General features: G+C 70.2%; 18 protein-coding genes and 1 riboswitch. Of the genes, 12 read left to right on the plus strand and 6 right to left on the minus strand.

What is annotated here, in order from left to right:
• The first annotated feature begins 62 nt into the window (after window positions 1-62).
• The 9 genes from ACIA1L_RS08700 to thiC all read left to right on the plus strand — a co-directional run bounded on the left by ACIA1L_RS08700 (window position 63) and on the right by thiC (window position 8181).
• Complete coding sequence (locus tag ACIA1L_RS08700; RefSeq protein ID WP_396071966.1) at window positions 63-677, plus strand: class I SAM-dependent methyltransferase; 615 nt, start codon at window positions 63-65, stop codon at window positions 675-677.
• Between the two features lie 31 nt (window positions 678-708).
• Window positions 709-2364: an ABC-F family ATP-binding cassette domain-containing protein gene (locus tag ACIA1L_RS08705; protein ID WP_396071967.1), complete on the plus strand. Its 1656-nt coding sequence runs from the start codon at window positions 709-711 to the stop codon at window positions 2362-2364.
• Window positions 2365-2408: 44 nt separating this feature from the next.
• Window positions 2409-2520: riboswitch (TPP riboswitch) on the plus strand.
• Window positions 2514-3158, plus strand: coding sequence for a thiamine phosphate synthase (locus ACIA1L_RS08710; RefSeq protein WP_396071969.1), 645 nt, complete (start codon window positions 2514-2516; stop codon window positions 3156-3158). Its footprint overlaps the riboswitch before it by 7 nt.
• Window positions 3155-4177: a glycine oxidase ThiO gene (thiO, locus tag ACIA1L_RS08715; protein ID WP_396071970.1), complete on the plus strand. Its 1023-nt coding sequence runs from the start codon at window positions 3155-3157 to the stop codon at window positions 4175-4177. The genes ACIA1L_RS08710 and thiO overlap by 4 nt, the downstream gene beginning before the upstream one ends.
• On the plus strand, window positions 4174-4374 hold the full coding sequence (gene thiS, locus ACIA1L_RS08720; RefSeq protein WP_396071971.1) for a sulfur carrier protein ThiS: 201 nt from the start codon (window positions 4174-4176) through the stop codon (window positions 4372-4374). The genes thiO and thiS overlap by 4 nt, the downstream gene beginning before the upstream one ends.
• A 1-nt stretch (window position 4375) precedes the next feature.
• The gene (locus ACIA1L_RS08725) at window positions 4376-5125 is read left to right on the plus strand and encodes a thiazole synthase (RefSeq protein WP_396071972.1); all 750 of its coding nucleotides are present in this window, start codon (window positions 4376-4378) and stop codon (window positions 5123-5125) included.
• Window positions 5119-5694: a thiamine phosphate synthase gene (locus ACIA1L_RS08730; RefSeq protein WP_396071974.1), complete on the plus strand. Its 576-nt coding sequence runs from the start codon at window positions 5119-5121 to the stop codon at window positions 5692-5694. Before ACIA1L_RS08725 ends, ACIA1L_RS08730 begins: the two co-directional genes overlap by 7 nt.
• A complete protein-coding gene (gene thiD / locus ACIA1L_RS08735; protein ID WP_396071975.1) occupies window positions 5691-6521 on the plus strand; it encodes a bifunctional hydroxymethylpyrimidine kinase/phosphomethylpyrimidine kinase in 831 nt (276 codons plus the stop codon). Before ACIA1L_RS08730 ends, thiD begins: the two co-directional genes overlap by 4 nt.
• Before the next feature lie 70 nt (window positions 6522-6591).
• Window positions 6592-8181, plus strand: a complete 1590-nt coding sequence (gene thiC / locus ACIA1L_RS08740; protein WP_396071976.1) for a phosphomethylpyrimidine synthase ThiC — start codon at window positions 6592-6594, stop codon at window positions 8179-8181.
• Here thiC and ACIA1L_RS08745 read toward each other — a convergent pair whose 3' ends face one another.
• The 3 genes from ACIA1L_RS08745 to ACIA1L_RS08755 all read right to left on the minus strand — a co-directional run bounded on the left by ACIA1L_RS08745 (window position 8182) and on the right by ACIA1L_RS08755 (window position 11847).
• Window positions 8182-10020, minus strand: coding sequence for a hypothetical protein (locus ACIA1L_RS08745; protein WP_396071977.1), 1839 nt, complete (start codon window positions 10018-10020; stop codon window positions 8182-8184).
• A gap of 137 nt (window positions 10021-10157) precedes the next feature.
• Entirely contained in the window at window positions 10158-11090 is a 933-nt protein-coding gene (locus ACIA1L_RS08750) for an LLM class F420-dependent oxidoreductase (RefSeq protein ID WP_396071978.1), read from the minus strand.
• Window positions 11091-11097: 7 nt separating this feature from the next.
• The gene (locus ACIA1L_RS08755; RefSeq protein ID WP_396071979.1) at window positions 11098-11847 is read right to left on the minus strand and encodes an ABC transporter ATP-binding protein; all 750 of its coding nucleotides are present in this window, start codon (window positions 11845-11847) and stop codon (window positions 11098-11100) included.
• A gap of 198 nt (window positions 11848-12045) precedes the next feature.
• Between ACIA1L_RS08755 and ACIA1L_RS08760 the strand changes: the two genes are divergently transcribed.
• Together ACIA1L_RS08760 and ACIA1L_RS08765 are read left to right on the plus strand one after the other, a co-directional pair.
• Window positions 12046-13089 carry an ABC transporter substrate-binding protein gene (locus tag ACIA1L_RS08760; protein ID WP_396071980.1) on the plus strand — a complete coding sequence of 348 codons (1044 nt, stop codon included), beginning with the start codon at window positions 12046-12048 and terminating at the stop codon, window positions 13087-13089.
• Between the two features lie 69 nt (window positions 13090-13158).
• Window positions 13159-13956 (plus strand): ABC transporter permease, encoded by a 798-nt coding sequence (locus ACIA1L_RS08765; protein ID WP_396071981.1) that lies wholly within the window; start codon window positions 13159-13161, stop codon window positions 13954-13956.
• Window positions 13957-13959: 3 nt separating this feature from the next.
• Here the strand turns inward: ACIA1L_RS08765 and ACIA1L_RS08770 are convergent, their stop codons facing one another.
• Window positions 13960-14439, minus strand: a complete 480-nt coding sequence (locus ACIA1L_RS08770; protein ID WP_396071982.1) for a hypothetical protein — start codon at window positions 14437-14439, stop codon at window positions 13960-13962.
• Window positions 14439-15437 (minus strand): caspase domain-containing protein, encoded by a 999-nt coding sequence (locus ACIA1L_RS08775; protein ID WP_396071983.1) that lies wholly within the window; start codon window positions 15435-15437, stop codon window positions 14439-14441. The genes ACIA1L_RS08770 and ACIA1L_RS08775 overlap by 1 nt, the downstream gene beginning before the upstream one ends.
• A 118-nt stretch (window positions 15438-15555) precedes the next feature.
• Here ACIA1L_RS08775 and ACIA1L_RS08780 point away from each other — a divergent pair, with 118 nt between their 5' ends.
• Entirely contained in the window at window positions 15556-16527 is a 972-nt protein-coding gene (locus ACIA1L_RS08780; RefSeq protein ID WP_396071984.1) for a hypothetical protein, read from the plus strand.
• Window positions 16528-16532: 5 nt separating this feature from the next.
• Here ACIA1L_RS08780 and ACIA1L_RS08785 read toward each other — a convergent pair whose 3' ends face one another.
• On the minus strand, window positions 16533-17696 hold the full coding sequence (locus tag ACIA1L_RS08785) for an ABC transporter substrate-binding protein (RefSeq protein WP_396071985.1): 1164 nt from the start codon (window positions 17694-17696) through the stop codon (window positions 16533-16535).
• Window positions 17697-17710: the final 14 nt, after the last annotated feature.

Here is a 17710-nt window from a genome sequence, read left to right on the forward strand (position 1 = left end):
AACGCACAGAATGTGCGGCACCCCGGTGCGGCGGCGCTCGTTGGGCGCGGGACACTGGCGGGGTGAGCGCCGACCATTACTTCAGTGCCGAGCCGGCCGCGCCCGGCACCCGGGGACGGATCGAATTCTCGGCGGCGGGGCGGGCGTACGACCTGACGGTGGCACGCGGGGTGTTTTCCGCCGGGCGGCTGGACCCCGGGACGGCGGTGCTGCTGCGCAAAGCCGAGCTGCCTGCTGCGGGCAGTGGCGGCACTTTTCTCGACCTCGGTTGCGGGTACGGCCCCATCACCTGCGTCCTGGCTAGTGAGGCGACTGCCGCAACCGTGTACGCGATCGACGTCAACGCCCGCGCCCGCGAGCTGACCATGGAGAACGCCAAGGCGTTGGGCCTGGGTGATCGGGTTCGCGTCAGTGCCCCGGATGACGTGCCGGCCGGAGTGGTGTTCGACCAGATCTGGAGTAACCCGCCGACCCACGTCGGCAAGGCCGAACTGCACGCGATGACGGAACGCTGGCTGGGCCGGCTCGCACCCGACGGCGTGGGCTGGTTGGTGATCAATCGCAACCTCGGCGGGGACTCGCTGCATACCTGGCTGACCGGGCTGGGCTGGAACGTGGAACGCATCGCGAGCCAGCGCGGGTTCCGGGTGCTGAAAATCGCCGGGAAAACCGGCTGACCGGCGCGGCCTTCTCGGCAAGGATGGCGCCGTGGGCTACGTGGATGTCTCCGGGGTCGGGTTCGTGCTGCCGGACGGGCGGGAGCTTTTCGCCGACGTGTCGTTTCGGGTGGGTGAGGGCGCGAAGGTAGCGCTGGTCGGGCCGAACGGGGCGGGCAAGACGACCCTGCTGCGGATGGTCGCCGGGGACCTCGCCGTGCCGGTCGGTTCGGTGGCTCGCTCCGGTGGGCTCGGGGTGATGCGCCAGTTCATCGGGATGATCGGCGACGACCGTACCCTCGAGGATTTGGCTTTGTCTTTGGTCGCGCCGCCGTTGCGGGCGGCGGGCAGCGCCTTGGCTGCCGCGGACGCCGCGCTGAAGTCGGCACCGGAGTCCGAGAAGGCGCAGCTGCGGTACGCGAACGCCCTGACCGGCTGGGGCGAAGCAGGCGGGTACGACGCCGAGGTGCTGTTCGACGTCGTGGCCGTGGCGATCCTCGGCAAGCCGTGGGAGGACGTGCGGTCCCGGCCGGTGCGTACGCTGTCCGGCGGCCAGCAGAAGCGGTTTGCGCTCGACCTGCTGTTGCGGGGCGGCGACGAGGTGCTCTTGCTGGACGAGCCGGACAACTTCCTCGATGTGCCCGGCAAGCGGTGGCTGGAGGCCCGGCTGCGGGAGTCGGCGAAGTCGGTGCTGTTCGTCTCGCACGACCGGGAGTTGCTGGCGCAGACCGCGACCCGGGTGGTGGCGGTGGAGGGCGGTGGCGCGTGGACCCATCCCGGCAGCTTCGCCTCCTGGCACGAGGCGCGCGCCAACCGGCATGACCGGCTGCTGGAGTTGCGGCGGCGCTGGGACGAGGAGCACGAGAAGCTGCGCGAGCTGGTGTTCACGCTGAAGAACAAGGCAGCGTTCAACGACGGGCTTGCTTCGCGCTATCAGGCCGCGCAGACGCGCCTGCGCAAGTTCGAGGAGGCGGGGCCGCCGCCCGTGCCGCCGAAGGAACAGTCGTTGAAGATGAACCTGCGCGGTGGGCGTACCGGAAAACGGGCCGTGGTCTGCGACGGCCTGGAGCTGGAGAACCTGACTTTCCCCTTTGACCTGGAGATCTGGTACGGCGACCGGGTCGCCGTTCTGGGTGCCAACGGCACCGGCAAGTCGCACTTTCTGCGGCTGCTGGCAGCGGGCGGTACGGCGCCGGAGGCCGACAACAAGCCGGTCGACGGCGCGCCTTTGGCGCATGTCGCGCATAACGGCATGGCGCGGCTCGGTGCCCGGGTCCGGCCGGGCCACTTCTCGCAGACGCATGACCGGCCTGAGCTGCTGGAACGCACGCTGGTCGAGATCCTCTGGCGGGGCGACGATCATCGGTCCGGAATGGACCGGGCAGGAGCGATGAAGGCGCTCAACCGGTATGAGCTGGCGGCGCAGGGGGATCAGCGGTTCGGCACGTTGTCCGGCGGTCAGCAGGCCCGGTTCCTGGTGCTGTTGTTGGAGCTGTCCGGGGCCACGGTGTTGCTGCTCGACGAGCCGACGGACAACTTGGACCTGGCGTCGGCGGAGGCGTTGGAGGAGGGCCTGCAGGCGTTCGAGGGCACGGTGATCGCGGTCACGCACGACCGCTGGTTCACCCGCGGCTTCGACCGTTTCGTGCTCTTCCAAGGCGATGGTGAGGTCGTCGAAACCCCCGAGCCGGTCTGGGACGTCCGCTGACGGGCTTTACTCCGACGCCGCTGCGGAGCTAGTGTCGGCGGCGGAACCAACCCCACGGGAGTCCGGTGCACCGGGCTGAGAGGGGGGCTGTCGCGGCCCCCGACCGTCGAACCTGATCCGGGTCATGCCGGCGCAGGGAGGAGTGCGTTGTGGACCCCGGCTTTCCGTGTCTACATGTCATCACCGATGCCCGCCCCGGGCGTGATCCACTTGCCGTGGTCGTCGCCGCGGTGGCTGCTGCCGAGCGGCTCGGCCTGGTCAACCGCTTAGCGATCCAGGTCCGGGTCGAGGACGACGCCACCGACCGCGACGCGTACGCGCTCACCACCGAGGTCGTCGCCGAATGCCGCCCGGCCGGCGTGCTGTGCCTGGTCAACGACCGACTGCACGTGGCGCTGGCCGCGGACGCGGACGGCGCGCACGTCGGCGCCGACGATCTGCCGGTCGCCGCCGCCCGCAAGGTGCTCGGTCCGCGGGCGGTGCTCGGTGCGACCTGCCGGGACGAGGTGGCAGCCCGGTCAGCGGTCCGTGCCGGCGCCACCTACCTCGGGGTCGGCCCAGCGTTCGCCACCGTTACCAAGTCCGGTCTGCCCGACCCGCTCGGCCCGGCGAAGATCGGTGCGGTGGCACGCTCGGTGCCCGGCACTGCGGTCGTCGCGATCGGCGGCGTGACCCTCCACAATGCCGCCGGCCTGATCGCCGCCGGGGCCGCGGCCGTCGCGGTCGTCGGGGCGGTCGCCACCGCCGCCGATCCGGGTGAGGCCGTTGCGCGGCTGCTCAAGGCCCTGCCGTGACCGACCTGACGATCGTCGGCGGCGGGATCATCGGCCTGTCCGTAGCGTGGCGCTGCCAGCAACGTGGCCTGCGGGTCACCGTGCTGGACAACGGATCCGACGACGGTGCCTGGTATGCGGCGGCCGGGATGTTGGCGCCGGCGGGCGAGTCGTCGTTCGGCCAGGAAGCGCTGACCGCGTTGATGATCGAGTCGGCTGCCCGCTGGCCCGGCTTCGCCGCCGAGCTGCGCCGGGAGACCGGGATCGACGTCGGACTGGACACCCACGGGACGCTTGCCGTCGCGCTGACCGGCGATGATCTGGCCGAGGCGCAGCGGCTGTGGGCGTACCGCGAGCAGCACGGCATGGGCGTGCACCGGCTGCCGCCCAGCGAGGTTCGCGATCGGGAGCCGGCTCTGACGCCGCGGCTGCGGGGCGGCGCCTACCTGCCGGACGACCAGCAAGTCGACCCGCGGCGGGTGCTGGCTGCGCTGCGCACCGCGCTCGGCCCAGCAGTGGTGCACCGCCAGGCCACTGAGGTTCCGCCGGGTCCCGTCGTCGTCGCCGCTGGCCTCGGCACCGCAGCTCTCACCGGCCTCCCCATCCGACCGGTGAAAGGCCTGGTGCTGCGCCTGCGCGGCGAGCCGGGACTCTTGCGGCACGTCGTGGTCGGGCAGGTCGACGGCCGACATGTGTACGTGGTCCCGCGCACGGACGGCGACATCGTCATCGGTGCCACCCAGGAAGAACGCGCCGACGCCACAGTGACGGCCGGGGCGGTGCTGGAGCTGTTGCGTCCCGCCACAGAGTTGGTGCCGGACCTGGCCGAGTTCGAGTTGACGGAAAGCGTGGTGCGGCACCGTCCCTCCACTCCCGACAATGCTCCGCTGCTCGGCCGCATCAGCGATGACGTCGTGGTGGCGGCGGGCCACCACCGCAACGGGGTGCTGCTGGCCCCGGTGACCGCCGATCTGATTGCCGACCTCGTGATCGAGCACTCTGCACCGCCCGCCGCTTTCTCCCCGGGGAGGTTTGCATGAAAGTCACCGTGAACGGCGCCGGCCGCACCGTCGACCCAGGTAGCACCGTCGAGGGACTCGTCGCCACCGTCACCGAGGCGCGCCGCGGCGTCGCGGTAGCGGTCAACGGCGAGGTTGTGCCGCGGTCCGGGTGGTCCGGTGCCCAGCTCAGCGACGGCGACCGGGTCGAAGTGCTCACCGCGGCGCAGGGCGGCTGACATGTCGGAGCTGTTTGGCGAGTCCCGGCTGATCCTCGGCACCGGCGGCGCCGAGAGCCTGTCCGCGCTGGAAGCGGCGATCGTGGCCTCCGGCACCGAGCTGGTAACTGTCGCGCTGCGGCGGGTCGACGCCGCCGGCCCCGGCCTGCTGCCCCTGCTCGACCGGCTGGGCCTGCGCATCCTGCCGAACACGGCCGGCTGCTACACCGCTTCGGACGCCGTCAAGGCTGCGCACCTGGCCCGGGACGCCTTCGAGACCGACCTGATCAAGCTCGAAGTGATCGGCGATGAGCGGACCCTGCTGCCGGACGGCCTCGAGCTGCTGCGGGCCGCCGAACGGCTGGTGGGCGACGGGTTCCGGGTGCTGCCGTACACCAGTGACGACCCGATCCTGGCCCGGCGGCTGGCCGATGTGGGGTGCGCGGCCGTGATGCCCGCGGGCGCGCCGATCGGGTCGGGGCTGGGCATCGGCAATCCGCACCACATCCGGCTGATCCGCGATTCGGTCGACGTCCCGGTGATCCTGGACGCGGGCATCGGCACCGCCTCCGACGCGGCGTTCGCGATGGAACTCGGCTGCGACGCCGTGCTCGTCGCGTCGGCGGTCACCCGGGCGGCCGATCCGGCGCGCATGGCGGCGGCGATGCGGCACGCGGTCGAAGCCGGCCGGCTCGCCGCCGGCGCCGGCCGCATCCCTAAGCGCTACCACGCGCAGGCCTCCACCTCCGACGAAGGCCTGCCGCAGTGGTGACCCCGACCGGCGTCGTCGTCCTGACGGACCGCCGGCTTGCCGCCGGGCCGCTCACCGAGGTGGTCCGAGCCGCGGTCCGCGGCGGCGCCGCGTGGGTCGTCCTGCGTGACAAGGATCTTCCGTACGCCGAACGCGCAGCCCTCGCCGCGCAGCTCAGAAGCGTCGCCGGCGCTGATCGGGTGATCGTGGCGGGCGCGGATCCGTTGGGTGGCAACGCGGTTCATCTGTCTTCTGTGGACAACCGGCCGCCGGAGGTCCCGCTCGTGGGACGCTCGTGGCATGGAGTCGAACAACTGTCTGATGAGGACTACGTCACGCTGTCGCCGATCTTCCCGACCGACAGCAAGCCCGGTTATGGTCCGGCGCTGGGAGTCGAGCGGGCAGCGGCACTGGCGGCTGAGCGCGGTGACGGGCGGCCCTGGCTGGCGCTGGGTGGCATCGACTCGGCCGAGCGGGCGGAGGCCTGTGTGCAGGCGGGTGCGGCAGGGATTGCGGTGCTCGGCGCGATCATGCGCTCGGACGATCCGGAACGGACCACCCGCATCCTGGCGGAAGCGGTGGCGGCATGACCGGCCGCGGCGGCACATCGCCGGCTGCTGCGGCCGGGCGGCTGGCTGGTCGTGACGAAGGCGACGGCTGCACGCCGCCGGTCGTGCTGACCATTGCCGGGTCGGATTCCGGCGGCGGAGCTGGTATTCAGGCCGACCTTAAGACGTTCGCGGCGTTGGGGACCTATGGCGTCTCCGTGTTGACCGCGATCACCGCACAGAACACGCTCGGGGTCACCGCCATCCATTCGGTGCCACCGGAGATCGTGGCGGCCCAGCTCGACGCTGTGCTCGCCGACTTCGACGTGGCGGCGGTCAAGGTGGGGATGGTGGGGGATCCGGCGCTGGCCGAGCTGCTTGCCGCACGGACCGCCGAGCTGCCGAACCTGGTCGTGGATCCGGTGCTGGTGGCGACCAGCGGCAGTCGGTTGTCGGGTGTTGCGGCTGTGGCGCCGCTGCTTGCGTACCCGCGGGTGCTGACGCCGAACCGGCACGAAGCTGGCGCCCTGCTCGGTCGCCGGGTCGAGACGGCCGAGGAGATGGCCCAGGCGGCGGTCGCGCTCGTGGAGCGGGGGCCGGCGGCGGTGGTGGTCACCGGCAGTGAGCTTGCGGTTGATTTCCTGTGCACCGGCGGTCGGACGGCGGAGCTGCGCGGCGAGCCCGTGCCGACGCTGAACAACCACGGTTCCGGCTGCACGTTTTCCTCGGCCATCGCTGCGCGGCTCGCGCACGGTGACGACATCTCGGACGCTGTCGCGTTCGCCAAGTCCTATGTGGCGCGGGCGCTGGCCGGTGGCCGCGACTGGAAGCTCGGCGCGGGACCGGGGCCACTGCAGCATTTCGCCTGAGTTTGGCCGGCACTGGCAGCGATTCTTCGCGGCCCGAGTGTGCCCGGTTAATCATGATTGGGGAGGAAACATGAGGCGCAAGGTGTACGTCGAGGGATCCCGGCCGGACCTGCGGGTGCCGTTCGCGGAGGTCGAGCTGACCGGCGACAACCCACCCGTCCGGCTCTACGACACGTCCGGCCCGGGCAGTGATCCGGAGGTCGGCCTGCCGCCGTTGCGCGGACCGTGGATCGCGGCCCGCGGCGATGTGGCCCCGGTCGCCGGTGCCGGTACGCCGCTGGCAGGAGAGCGGCCCACCCAGCTCGCCTACGCGCGAGCGGGCATCATCACCGCCGAGATGGAGTACGTCGCCATCCGCGAAGATGTCGACGCCGAAGTCGTCCGAGCGGAGATCGCCGCCGGCCGGGCCGTGCTGCCCGCCAACATCAACCACCCGGAGATCGAGCCGATGATCATCGGCGCGAAGTTCCTGGTGAAGGTCAACGCCAACATCGGCACCTCCGCCGTCACGTCCTCCATCGCCGAGGAGGTCGACAAGCTGACCTGGGCCACCAAGTGGGGCGCCGACACGGTGATGGACCTGTCCACCGGCAAGCGCATCCACGAGACCCGCGAGTCGATCATCCGCAACTCGCCGGTCCCGATCGGCACCGTCCCGATCTACCAAGCGCTGGAAAAGGTCGACGGCGACCCGGTCAAACTCACCTGGGAGATCTTCCGCGAGACGGTGATCGAGCAGGCCGAGCAGGGCGTCGACTACATGACCGTGCACGCCGGCGTGCTTCTGCCGTACGTGCCGTTGGCCGTCAACCGGGTCACCGGCATCGTGTCGCGCGGCGGCTCGATCATGGCGGCCTGGTGCCTGGCGCACCACCGGGAGAACTTCCTCTACGAGAACTACGCCGAACTGTGCGAGATCCTCGCCCGCTACGACGTGACCTTCTCCCTCGGCGACGGGCTCCGACCCGGCTCGATCGCCGACGCCAACGACGATGCGCAATTCGCGGAGCTGCGGACCCTCGGCGAGCTCACCCACATCGCCTGGGAGCACGGCGTCCAGGTGATGATCGAAGGCCCGGGCCACGTGCCGATGCACAAGATCAAAGAGAACGTCGACCTGCAGCAGGAGCTGTGCGCGGGTGCGCCGTTCTACACCCTCGGGCCACTGACCACGGACATCGCTCCCGCGTACGACCACATCACCTCGGCCATCGGCGCCGCGATGATCGGCATGTTCGGGACCGCGATGCTCTGCTACGTGACGCCGAAGGAACACCTGGGGCTGCCGGACCGGGACGATGTGAAGGCGGGCGTCATCGCGTACAAGATCGCTGCGCATGCGGCCGACCTCGCCAAGGGACACCCGGGTGCGCAGGCGTGGGACGACGCGCTGTCCAAGGCACGGTTCGAGTTCCGCTGGGAGGACCAGTTCAACCTGGCGCTCGACCCGGACACTGCGCGGTCGTACCACGACGCGACGCTGCCCGCCGCGCCCGCGAAGACGGCACACTTCTGCTCGATGTGCGGGCCGAAGTTCTGCTCGATGAAGATCAGCCAGGAGCTCAAGGAGTATGCCGCTCAGGGGATGCAGAACAAGAGCGAGGAGTTCCTGAACTCGGGCGGGCGGGTCTACCTGCCGGTTACGCCAACCTCCGCCTGATCACTTTCCGAGGCCGCTGACCCACTCCTCGATCTCTTCGTCCCTGCGGTGGCCGGGCTTGTTCCGGCCGCGGCCGCCGCCGGGCCCGTTCGCTGCCGGCGCACCGGTCGAGGTTGCCGCCGGGCCGGGCTGGGTCGACGCCGCGCTGGCCGGGGCTGCCGCTGGGCCGGGCGGGGTTGCTCTGCCGCTGGTGGGGGTGCTTCCGGCGGGCGGGGTTGCTCTTCCACTGGGCGGCGTTGCGCCCGGCCTCGGCAGGGGCGGGTGTGGCGGGGTCAGGGGCTGCGGGTTCGGCAGTGGGGCGCTGGTCGGGGTTGGCTGCGCGAGGGGCCGGCTCACCGCGGTTGGTTCCGGGGATCGCGGTGCGGGTGGCGTGGCTGCACTGCGGGATTCGGTGGCCTTGCGGGGCGCGGCGGCCGTGCGCGGTGCAGTGGCCTTGCGGGGCGCGGTGGCTTTCCGTGGCGCGGCGGCTTTGCGAGGCGTTGTGGCCTTGCGCTGCGCCGGTGGGCGGGCTTCCGCGGCGTGCCGCCCGAAGCCGTCGAAGGTGTCCGGCTGCTGGCTGCCGGGGGTGTCGGAACCGGCGTTGTCAGCCGCCCGAAGCAGTGGGTCCGACTGCTGGCTGCCGGGAACGTCGAAGACCGCGGTGTCAGCCGCGCGCAGCAGCGGGTCCGGGGTCTGAAGGGGCGGCATCGCCGGAACGGAAGCGGTCGCCGTCGCTGTCGGGGTTTTTCCCGCGGGCCGATGGCTCGGCACGGCGGCCGGGCCGGGCGCAGTGAACGGATCGGTTGCGGGGGATGGCTCGGGCGCGGGGGACGGAGCGGGCGCCGGATGGGCGGCGGCGGCCGCGGCGATGGCTGATTCCTGGTGGCTGGTGCGTTGGGGCAGCGGTGGCTTGGCGGCCGACGATGAAGTCTCCGCGGCGTCGTCGCGGCCGGTCTCGTCGAGGAACAGGCCGTCCGATTCGCTGGCGTCCTCGTCGGCTTGCGAGCCGGACGGGCGGCGGAGGACCGCGGCGAGCACCGAACCCAGCACGCCGGCTCCCGTGGCGACCATCGCCGCCCAGTAAGGAACCACCTGGTAGCGGTCCGAGCCGGAGCCGGGGCCGGCGATGAGGTAGGCGAGGGTCAGCAGCGCCGGACCGGAGAGCCCGGCCAGCGCGATGGTCAGGGTCGGCAGGCCGCGGCGGCGTGCCACCCAGCCCAGGCCGGCGCCGGCCAGCAGCGCCAGGGCGGGCATCGTGGCGAGGGCGGTTCGCTGCGTGACCGCGGGCGCCAGGAACCCGGCGTCCAACACCCCCAGTCGTACGGCGGGCAGCGGGTCACCGGGAGCCAGCGACGGCACCACGGATACGAGCGCCACCAACCAGACCGCCGCACCGAGCGCGATCAGGCTCCACCGGGCAACCGCCTGCGCGAGTGCGGCCCATGCGGCGAAGATGCCGACCACCGCGCCCAGACTTGCGCAGATGGCGATGATCACCACCGGGTTCACGCCGGCGACCAGTGCCGTGCGGGCGGGCTGCATGGTGAGGGGCACCACCACGGCAGCGCCGAGCGCCGCGGCTGCAGCGATGGCGAGTTCGGTGCCGGCGCCGCCGCGGAAGCCGGGCGCCCAGCGGCGGATGCAGGCCGTGCCGGCCAGGGCGCCGGCCACTGCCGCGGTCATCGGGAACCAGGCGATCCACGCAAGCTGAGCGAGCCATTGATCACGCGCGGTCACGTCGACGACCCGGGTCAGGCGCACGATGCCCAGGCCGTACGCCATGCCGAGCTGGCTGGCGGCCGCCAACGCGCCCACGCCGAGGGTCGCGGACAGCAGTTTGGCCCAGGTGCGCAATGCCATGCCGCGCACGTTACGGAAGGTCCGGGGCGACTCGCCAGTGCAGTCACCGCTTCTTAAGGCTGACCTCAGGCGCGCGCGGGTGACATCGCTCGCACGACACCGATCGGGTGACTCCGACCATTACTCAGCGTCATCTTCTACAGCTGGGAAAGGACGTGTCCGGCGATCAGGTCGACGTGCTCCAGGTCGGACATATCGATGATGCGCAGGTGAACCCGGTTGGCGCCGATCTCCGCCAGTTCGCCGAGGCGTTGCACCAGCGCGTCCGGCGAGCCGACGACAGGGTCCTCCGGGGGCAGTGCACTCGGCACGTGCAGGGGTGCGGCGCGGCGCTGTGCCTCGGCGTCCGTACGCCCGATCGCCACGACGACACCCGCCGACAGGGTCAGTGGGCGGTCGGCGGGGCGGGCGTACGTGTCGCAGGCCTGGCGTACCCGATCAAATGCCGCAGCCGTCTCCGCGACGGTCTTGAACGGCATGTTGAACTCGTCCGCGAAGCGGGCGGCCAGTTCCGGGGTGCGGCGTGGCCCCCGGCCGCCGACGATCACCGGCGGGCCGGGCCGCTGCACCGGTTTGGGCAGCGCGGGCGCGTCGAGCAGCCGGTAGTGCTTGCCGTCGAACGAGAACGTCTCGCCGTCCGGCGTGGCCCACAACCCGGTGATGATCGCGAGCTGTTCGCCCATCCGGTCGAAGCGTTCGGCCAGCGGCGGGAAGGGGATTCCGTAGGACGTGTGCTCGCGTTCCAGCCAGCCGGCGCCTATCCCGAGCTCGATCCGGCCGGCACTCATCGCGTCCACCTGGGCCACCATGACTGCCAGCGGCCCCGGCAGCCGGAAGGTCGCCGAGTTGACGAGCGTGCCCAGCCGGATCCGGGAGGTCTCGCGGGCCAGTCCGGCGAGGGTGATCCAGGCGTCGGTCGGCCCGGGCAGCCCCGGGTCCGCGCCCATCGCCTGGTAGTGGTCGGCCCGGAAGAACCCCTCATATCCGGCGTCCTCGGCGTGCCGGACGAACCGGAGCTGAGTGTCGTAGGTGGCGCCGCGGTGCGGCTCGACGAACAGGCAGACGCGCATGATTTCCCTAGGCCATCAGCAGTTCGTGCAGCTCGGCGCTGCATTGGGCGACTTCGGTGAGGTGGGCGCCGCGGCCCAGCGTGCGGGGGCGGGGGATCTTGACGTCGAGGATCTCGCGGATGCGGCCTGGCCGGGGACTGAGCACCACGACCCGGTCCGCGAGCAGCACGGCCTCGTCGATCGAGTGGGTGACGAAGACGATCGTCGTGTTCAGGTCCATGTGGACGCGCTGCAGCTCGCCCGACAACTCCTCGCGGGTGAGGGCGTCCAGGGCGGAGAACGGCTCGTCCATGAGCATCACCCGCGGCTCGGCGATCAACGAGCGGCACAGCGCGACCCGCTGCTGCATGCCGCCGGACAGCTCGTGCGGGAGCCGACGCTCGAAACCGGCGAGGCCGGTCATGGTCAACAACTCGTGGGCGCGCGCCCGGTGAGCGGCCTTCTTCCCGCCGAAGATCTGCACGGGCAGCAGCACGTTGTCGAGCACCGAGCGCCAGGGGAGCAGGGCCGGCTTCTGGAACATCATGGCTATGTCACGGCGGGGCTTCGTCACCCGGTCGCCTGAAACGCGTACCTCGCCGGTGGTGGCCGGGAGCAGTCCGGCGATCATGCGCAGCAAAGTGGACTTTCCGCAGCCGGAGCGGCCGAGCACGGCGACGAACTCGCCCTCCGCAACGTCGAGATCGATCCCGCTCACAGCGTCCACGGTGCCGGAACGGCCGGTAAACGACCGGGAGACACTGGAGAGACGGATCATCTGTGCGCGCCTTCGAATCAAGTCAGGTCAATGCGCTGACACTGTAGCCATAGATGATCCGCTGCCTGGGACAGGCTGTCCACAAGGGTGGCTTCGATACACACCTGTCATCGTTGATCGATGTCTGGTCCCCTACGCTGACGTGCGCGAGGTCGTCTCACCCCCGCCTCAACACCCCCTCGGTTGGGAAGGAACACGGTGCACAGAAGGACATTCACCCGCACGCTCGTGGCCGCCGCGCTGGCCACGACCCTTGCCGCCACTGCCGCATGCAGTGACGACAAGGACGACAAGGGCGCGGCCAGCGGCTCGCAGGCGCTGGAGAAGGTCACCTACCTGACGTCGTTCGGCACCTTCGGCCGCGACAGCTACGCGTATGTGGCCAAGGAGAAGGGCTACTTCAAGGCCGCCGGTTTCGACGTCGACATCAAGCCGGGCAACGGCAGCGGCGAGAACGTCAAGGCGATCGTCGGCGGCCAGGCCCAGTTCACCCCGATCGACCTCACCGGCGGCCTGCTCGCCGCAGGCGGCGCCAGTGGCGCGCCCAAGATCTCCGGGTTCACCGCGGTGGCGGCGATCCAGCAGCGCACGATGGCGGCGATCATGTCGCTCGAGGGCTACGGGATCAACTCCCCCAAGGACCTCGAAGGCAAGACCCTGGCGGACACTCCCGGCTCCGTCGTGCGCAACCTGTTCCCCACGTACGCGAAATTAGCCAACGTGGACGCCACCAAGGTCACCTTCGTGAACGGCACGGCGCAGACGCTGTTCGGCACGCTGGCGCAGCACAAGGCGGACGGCATCGGGCAGTTCGTGGTCGGCAAGCCCACCATCGAGGGCATCGCGAAGAAGACCGCGGTGCTCCTGCCGTACAGCGACTACCTCCAGGACCTCTACGGCAATGTGCTGATCACGTCCTCGCAGTACGCGAAGGACAACCCGGAGAAGGTCAAGAAGTTTACCGAGGCGCTGCTCAAGGGCTTGCAGGACTCGATCACCAACCCGGGCGAAGCCGGCACGATCCTGAAGAAGTACGTCGCCACGGCCGTGCCGGAGTCCGCCGCCGCCGAGCTGACGCTGATGGGTCCGTTCGTGCGTTCCGAGGCCGCCGGTGTGCCGGTCGGCGCCCTGGACAGCCAGCGGGTCGCGCGCAGCATCGCGATCCTGCAAGGGTCCGGACAGATCCCCGCCGGACTGACCCCCGAACAGGTCATCACGTTCGACCTGGTGCCGAACGCTTGATCCGGCTACCCCCAGCCGCGGGATGCCCGCCCACCGGGTGTCCCGCGGCCGGGTGGAGGAGACGACGACGTGCTGACTGAACCGGCTCAGGGGCTCGCGCCCCGCCGTACGTTCTCGGTGGTGTGGTGGCCGCTTCTGGGGTTGGTCGTCGCGGTGACCGGGTGGTGGGCGGTGACCGCCGCCCTCGAGATCAACCCGGTGGTGCTGCCCAGCCCCGCGGAGGTGTCCGACGGGTTCGGGCGCTATCGCGAGGTGCTGCTCAGCGAGACCTGGCACACCACCCAGTCGACCGTTCTGGGCTTCGGCCTCTCCGTGGCTGTCGGCGTGCTGATCGGGGTGTCCATCGCCGCCTGGCGCCCGGTCGAGCGGATGTTCTCGCCGCTGCTGGTGGCCTTCAACGCGGTGCCCAAGGTGGCTCTCGCGCCGCTGATGCTGATCTGGTTCGGCTATGGCTCGGCGCCGATTCTGGCTATGGCGTTCATGGTCTGCTTTTTCCCGATCGTGCTCTCCACGGCGACCGGCCTGACCAGCACCCCGGTGGACCTGGTCGACCTGGCCCGCGCGATGGACGCCTCGCGGTCGCAGATCTTTCGCCGGGTCCGGCTGCCGGCCGCGCTGCCGCAGATCTTCGTCGGGCTCAAGGTCGCCATGCCGCTCGCGGTGATCGGCGTCGTGGTCGGCGAGATGCAGTACGGCGAAACCGGCCTCGGCATGATCATCGTGCAGACCAGCGGCCAGGGCGATACCTCGACAGCGTTCGCCGCCGTCACGTTGCTGGCGTTGGTGAGCATCGTGCTCTACTACCTGCTCGTGTTGATCGAGCGCCTCGCACTGCCCTGGGTCCGCGCCACCACCTCAGTCCGTTGAGGGTCAACCTCTCCGCGCGCCGGCCGGCCAGATGATGTGGCGGTCGACGCCCAGTTCGTCGGCGTAGATGACGATGTCCCCGGTGCCGCCCTTCCCGACTGCCGGACGGCCGTCCCACACCGCGACGAGACGATCGCAGCGGTCGACGACGGCCTGACCAGTGGCGAGGTAGGCGTCTTCGCTGGGAGCCGCGAAGGGTAGGGAGGTCGTCTCGCTGGCCTGGCTCAGGAGGGCGAAGTAGTTTCGCTGCGCCTGCTCGTCAGTGAAGGTGTGCTCGTAACCCAGACTGGGCACGATGACGTGCAGCCGCCCGCCGGCGGCCAGGACAGTCAGGGCGAAGATCTGGTCCGCGCCCTCGGCGAGACTGGTGATTGCGACGAGGTCGTCGTCAGCGAGGTCCGCGAGGAAAGCGGCGAGAGCGGCGGTGACCGCTCGGCGGGTGGCGCCGGTGAGACCTTGGTGCCCGGTGAAGCCGATACGCATCAGAGGATCCCTCGGTCAGCCAGCCGCCAGAAGTGGCGCCCCAGCGGGGTGAGATAGACGTAGCCGCTGTCCATGGCTACCCAGTAATGATCACGCAGGTCGTCAGTGGTGACCAGGTGGGCGTTGCGGAGCCGGCCGACATAGTCGAACTGCTGCTGCTCGAACGTTCCGCGATCGTCGGGAGGAAGCGGCCGGCCGTCGCCCTCATGCGCGGGCGTCAGCTGCAGCCGATGGTCCTCGGCGGGGAAGTGGCGGGGCAGGTCGCGCAGCATGCCGAGGTCGAGCCACGGCGCACCGACCCGGAGCACCACGGGCTCGGTCAGCGACGTTTTCAGCACGGGCCGCTGTTGCCAGGCGCTGAAGGCTGGACTGAGGTAGCCGTACAGGCTCAGGGCCGTCACGTTGCCACGGTGATCGGTGGCGCCGCCGTCGAGACCTTCGAGCAGAATGCGGGTGAAGACACCGTGCCCGGCGGACTCTTGGGACGGTTCTGTGGCGCGGCTGGCGGCCATGATGGTGAGGTTCTCCCGGAGGACCGCTCGGTCCAGGCGGAAGTTCTCGGCCACCCCGGCCGCCCTCAACCCTGGACTGTTGCCGATGTCGCCGCTGAAGCAGCAGTCGAGCACGATCGTGATGCTGCGCGCCGGGGAGTCGTTAGCCAGGGTGACGAGATCGTTCATGGAGACGCCCAGGCTGTGCGTGGTGGCGTCCTGAGTCATCAGGTCGGCACCCCACGGGGTCTGGCCGCCATGGCCGGCGAAGTAGAAGAGCAGATCGGCGTCGCGCGCGTTGCCGAACAGCCGGGTCAGGGCACGGCGCAGGCTGTCGCGGGTGATCTCCAGAGCATTGTCGCTCGTGATCAACAAGGCGTCCCAGTTCGGTGTGCCGTCCGCGTGCCTGGCCAGCAGCGCGTGCAGGGCGACCGCATCCGCGACGCAACCGGTCAGGGAACGCTGGGAGGGGTAACTGTCGATGCCGACGATCAGCGCGCGCTTCACGCGTACCTTTCTCCTTCATCTGGTGGTCTTGAGACGTCACTCTGGCGGCAACCTGACAGTCCAGGGTCGCCGGCTGGCCCAGCGGATATGGTGCGACGACGACCGCGGAGGATGGTTGATGCGCATCATTCTGGTTCGGCTGTGGTCAACCCTCGGCTGGGGCATCGTGGGCCTGTTGATCGTGCTGGCCGCGCTGTCGTTCCTGCTCTGGGCCGAGGCCGACTACGGCTTCCTCGTGCTGCCAGCAAGCCTGCTGCTGACCGGCATTGCGGCCGTCGCGGTGCGGTGGGGCCGCTACGAGCGCTCGGCGCATACCGCTGCCTGCAGCGAAGCTCTGCCCGGACTGCTCGCCTCCAGAGAGGAATTCACGCTGCTCCTGCGGCCCTTCGGCAGCGACGGTGAAACCGTGGTCCGTGACTCCCGCGGCAAGCGGGTCTTCAGCTTCGCGGGAATGAGCCCAACCGCCACATTGGAACAAATCGTGGCCCGGGTCGTCCGTGCCGAAACGGGGATGCGGACCGTGGCCCTCGTGGACCCGGACCGGGCACTGGCCCCGCCGGGGCCCGATTATCTGCGGGCACCGCACGACGGTTGGCAGCCGTCGATTCTCGGGCTCATCCGGCGTGCTCATTCGATTGTGTTGGTTCTGCACCCCGGCCAGGACCTACGCGCCTCCTTCGGGTGGGAGATCGAGCAGATCAACCTGCATCAGCTGCAATCCCGCATCGTCATCGTCCTACCGCCCGCCGACCGTGATCCGGCCGGCTACCAGCAAGCCCGGTACCAGGCTTGCGTCATCGTCGCGGCGTTGGAGGGCTTCGCCGGAACCATCGACGACGTCGACCCGCTCAACGTGCTGCAGTGGGAGTCAGGACTGCCGGATCGCGTCCAGGTGATCAAGATTTCGTGGCCGCCGACGGCGCACCGCATGCAGGTCCTGCACTGGGCGAGCATCCCGCCGAAGAAAAGATCGGTCGTCGGTGCGTTCACCTACGCCCAGTGCCTGGGCCCGGCTCTTGCCATTGGCGTACGGGATCTCGACGGCATCAGCTTTGCCCAGCGCTACCCCGTCGAGCGCCCCCTGTCCTAGCCGGGTCAGCTCAGCAACCGCCAGCGACCGGCGCGGGCGACCAGCAGGGTCAGCGCCTGCGGCATCAGGCCCGAGTGGTTGTCCGGCGTCAACCGGATCGGGCCGGACAGCCCATCGGTCTGCGTGGTCTCCAGGATGTCGCGGATCCGTTTGCGGTCCCCGCCGGCCTTCGCGACCGCGTCGGCGATCAGGGTGACCGCATCGGCGCCGAACGAGGCCACTCCCGAGTAGCTGCCGTACCGGGAGGTGTAGTCCCGGAACCACTGCTTACGGGCGGCTTTGGCCGGAGTCGTGGCGATGACGTCGTCGATCGCGAGGATCTGCGTGAACACCATGGTGGCGTCGCTCGTCGCCGCCGCGGCCTCCTGCGGCACGAAGAGGTCGCCGGCTGCTGCCGCGTCGAAGTACAGCCGGCCCTGGAAGCCGGCGGCCTTGGCGCTGACCGCTGCCAGCGTCGCCTGGTCCGGGCCGGTCCAGACGACCAGGGCCTCCGGCTCGGTGTCGGTCAGGGTGCCGACGGTCTGGGTGACGTCGGTGGCGGTCGGCTTGACCGGCAGTTGGTTGACGACCTTGATCCCGGCCCGGTCGAGCTGCGCCGCCATGCGGACATGGCCGCCCTTGCCATAGAGATCGTCGGAATACAGCAGCGCGACCCGCTTCGTGCCGGTACGGGACAACTCGGCCACGAGGGTGGCGGCGCTGTCGTTCGCGTTGGGGCCGAGCTTGAAGAGGTGCCGGCGCTCCTCGACGGGGGTGCTGACCTCGTCGGCGGCGGCGAGGGCGATGGTCGGGACCCGCTTGTCGTTGATCGTCTTGGCGGCGCCGACCACGCATTCGTTGCAGCCGCCGGTGATGATCGCGGCGACGGCCGGATCGTCAGCGAGCATGCTGATGTTCCGAAGTGCCGCCGTCGGGTCGGACTTGTTGTCCTGAACGCGCAGCACCAGATTGTGCTTGTCGAGCACGCCGGATGCGTTGACCTGTTCGACCCGCAGTTGCAGTGCACGGGCGTAGGCGGCGTCGATCGCCGAGCCCGAGGCCAGGTCGGCGCCGATGATCACATCGGTCTTCTCACTGGGGGTGGCACTGCCGGAGTCGCAGGCGGCAACGGCGGTCAGGAGGAGCGCCGATGCGGTGACGGACGCCGTCAGACGGCGGGGGAGCCTCACTGGGGGTGCCTCCT

The sequence above is a fragment of the Actinoplanes sp. NPDC051859 genome, assembly GCF_044452725.1.
Taxonomy (GTDB): domain Bacteria; phylum Actinomycetota; class Actinomycetes; order Mycobacteriales; family Micromonosporaceae; genus Actinoplanes.

Bases quoted from the DNA above. Each gene is read 5' to 3' on its own strand.
- thiS (WP_396071971.1), top strand. From the start codon at position 4,174: ATGAAAGTCACCGTGAACGGCGCCGGCCGCACCGTCGACCCAGGTAGC.
- ACIA1L_RS08725 (WP_396071972.1), top strand. From the start codon at position 4,376: ATGTCGGAGCTGTTTGGCGAGTCCCGGCTGATCCTCGGCACCGGCGGC.
- thiD (WP_396071975.1), top strand. From the start codon at position 5,691: ATGACCGGCCGCGGCGGCACATCGCCGGCTGCTGCGGCCGGGCGGCTG.
- thiC (WP_396071976.1), top strand. From the start codon at position 6,592: ATGAGGCGCAAGGTGTACGTCGAGGGATCCCGGCCGGACCTGCGGGTG.
- ACIA1L_RS08745 (WP_396071977.1), bottom strand. From the start codon at position 10,020: ATGGCATTGCGCACCTGGGCCAAACTGCTGTCCGCGACCCTCGGCGTG.
- ACIA1L_RS08750 (WP_396071978.1), bottom strand. From the start codon at position 11,090: ATGCGCGTCTGCCTGTTCGTCGAGCCGCACCGCGGCGCCACCTACGAC.
- ACIA1L_RS08755 (WP_396071979.1), bottom strand. From the start codon at position 11,847: ATGATCCGTCTCTCCAGTGTCTCCCGGTCGTTTACCGGCCGTTCCGGC.
- ACIA1L_RS08770 (WP_396071982.1), bottom strand. From the start codon at position 14,439: ATGCGTATCGGCTTCACCGGGCACCAAGGTCTCACCGGCGCCACCCGC.
- ACIA1L_RS08780 (WP_396071984.1), top strand. From the start codon at position 15,556: ATGCGCATCATTCTGGTTCGGCTGTGGTCAACCCTCGGCTGGGGCATC.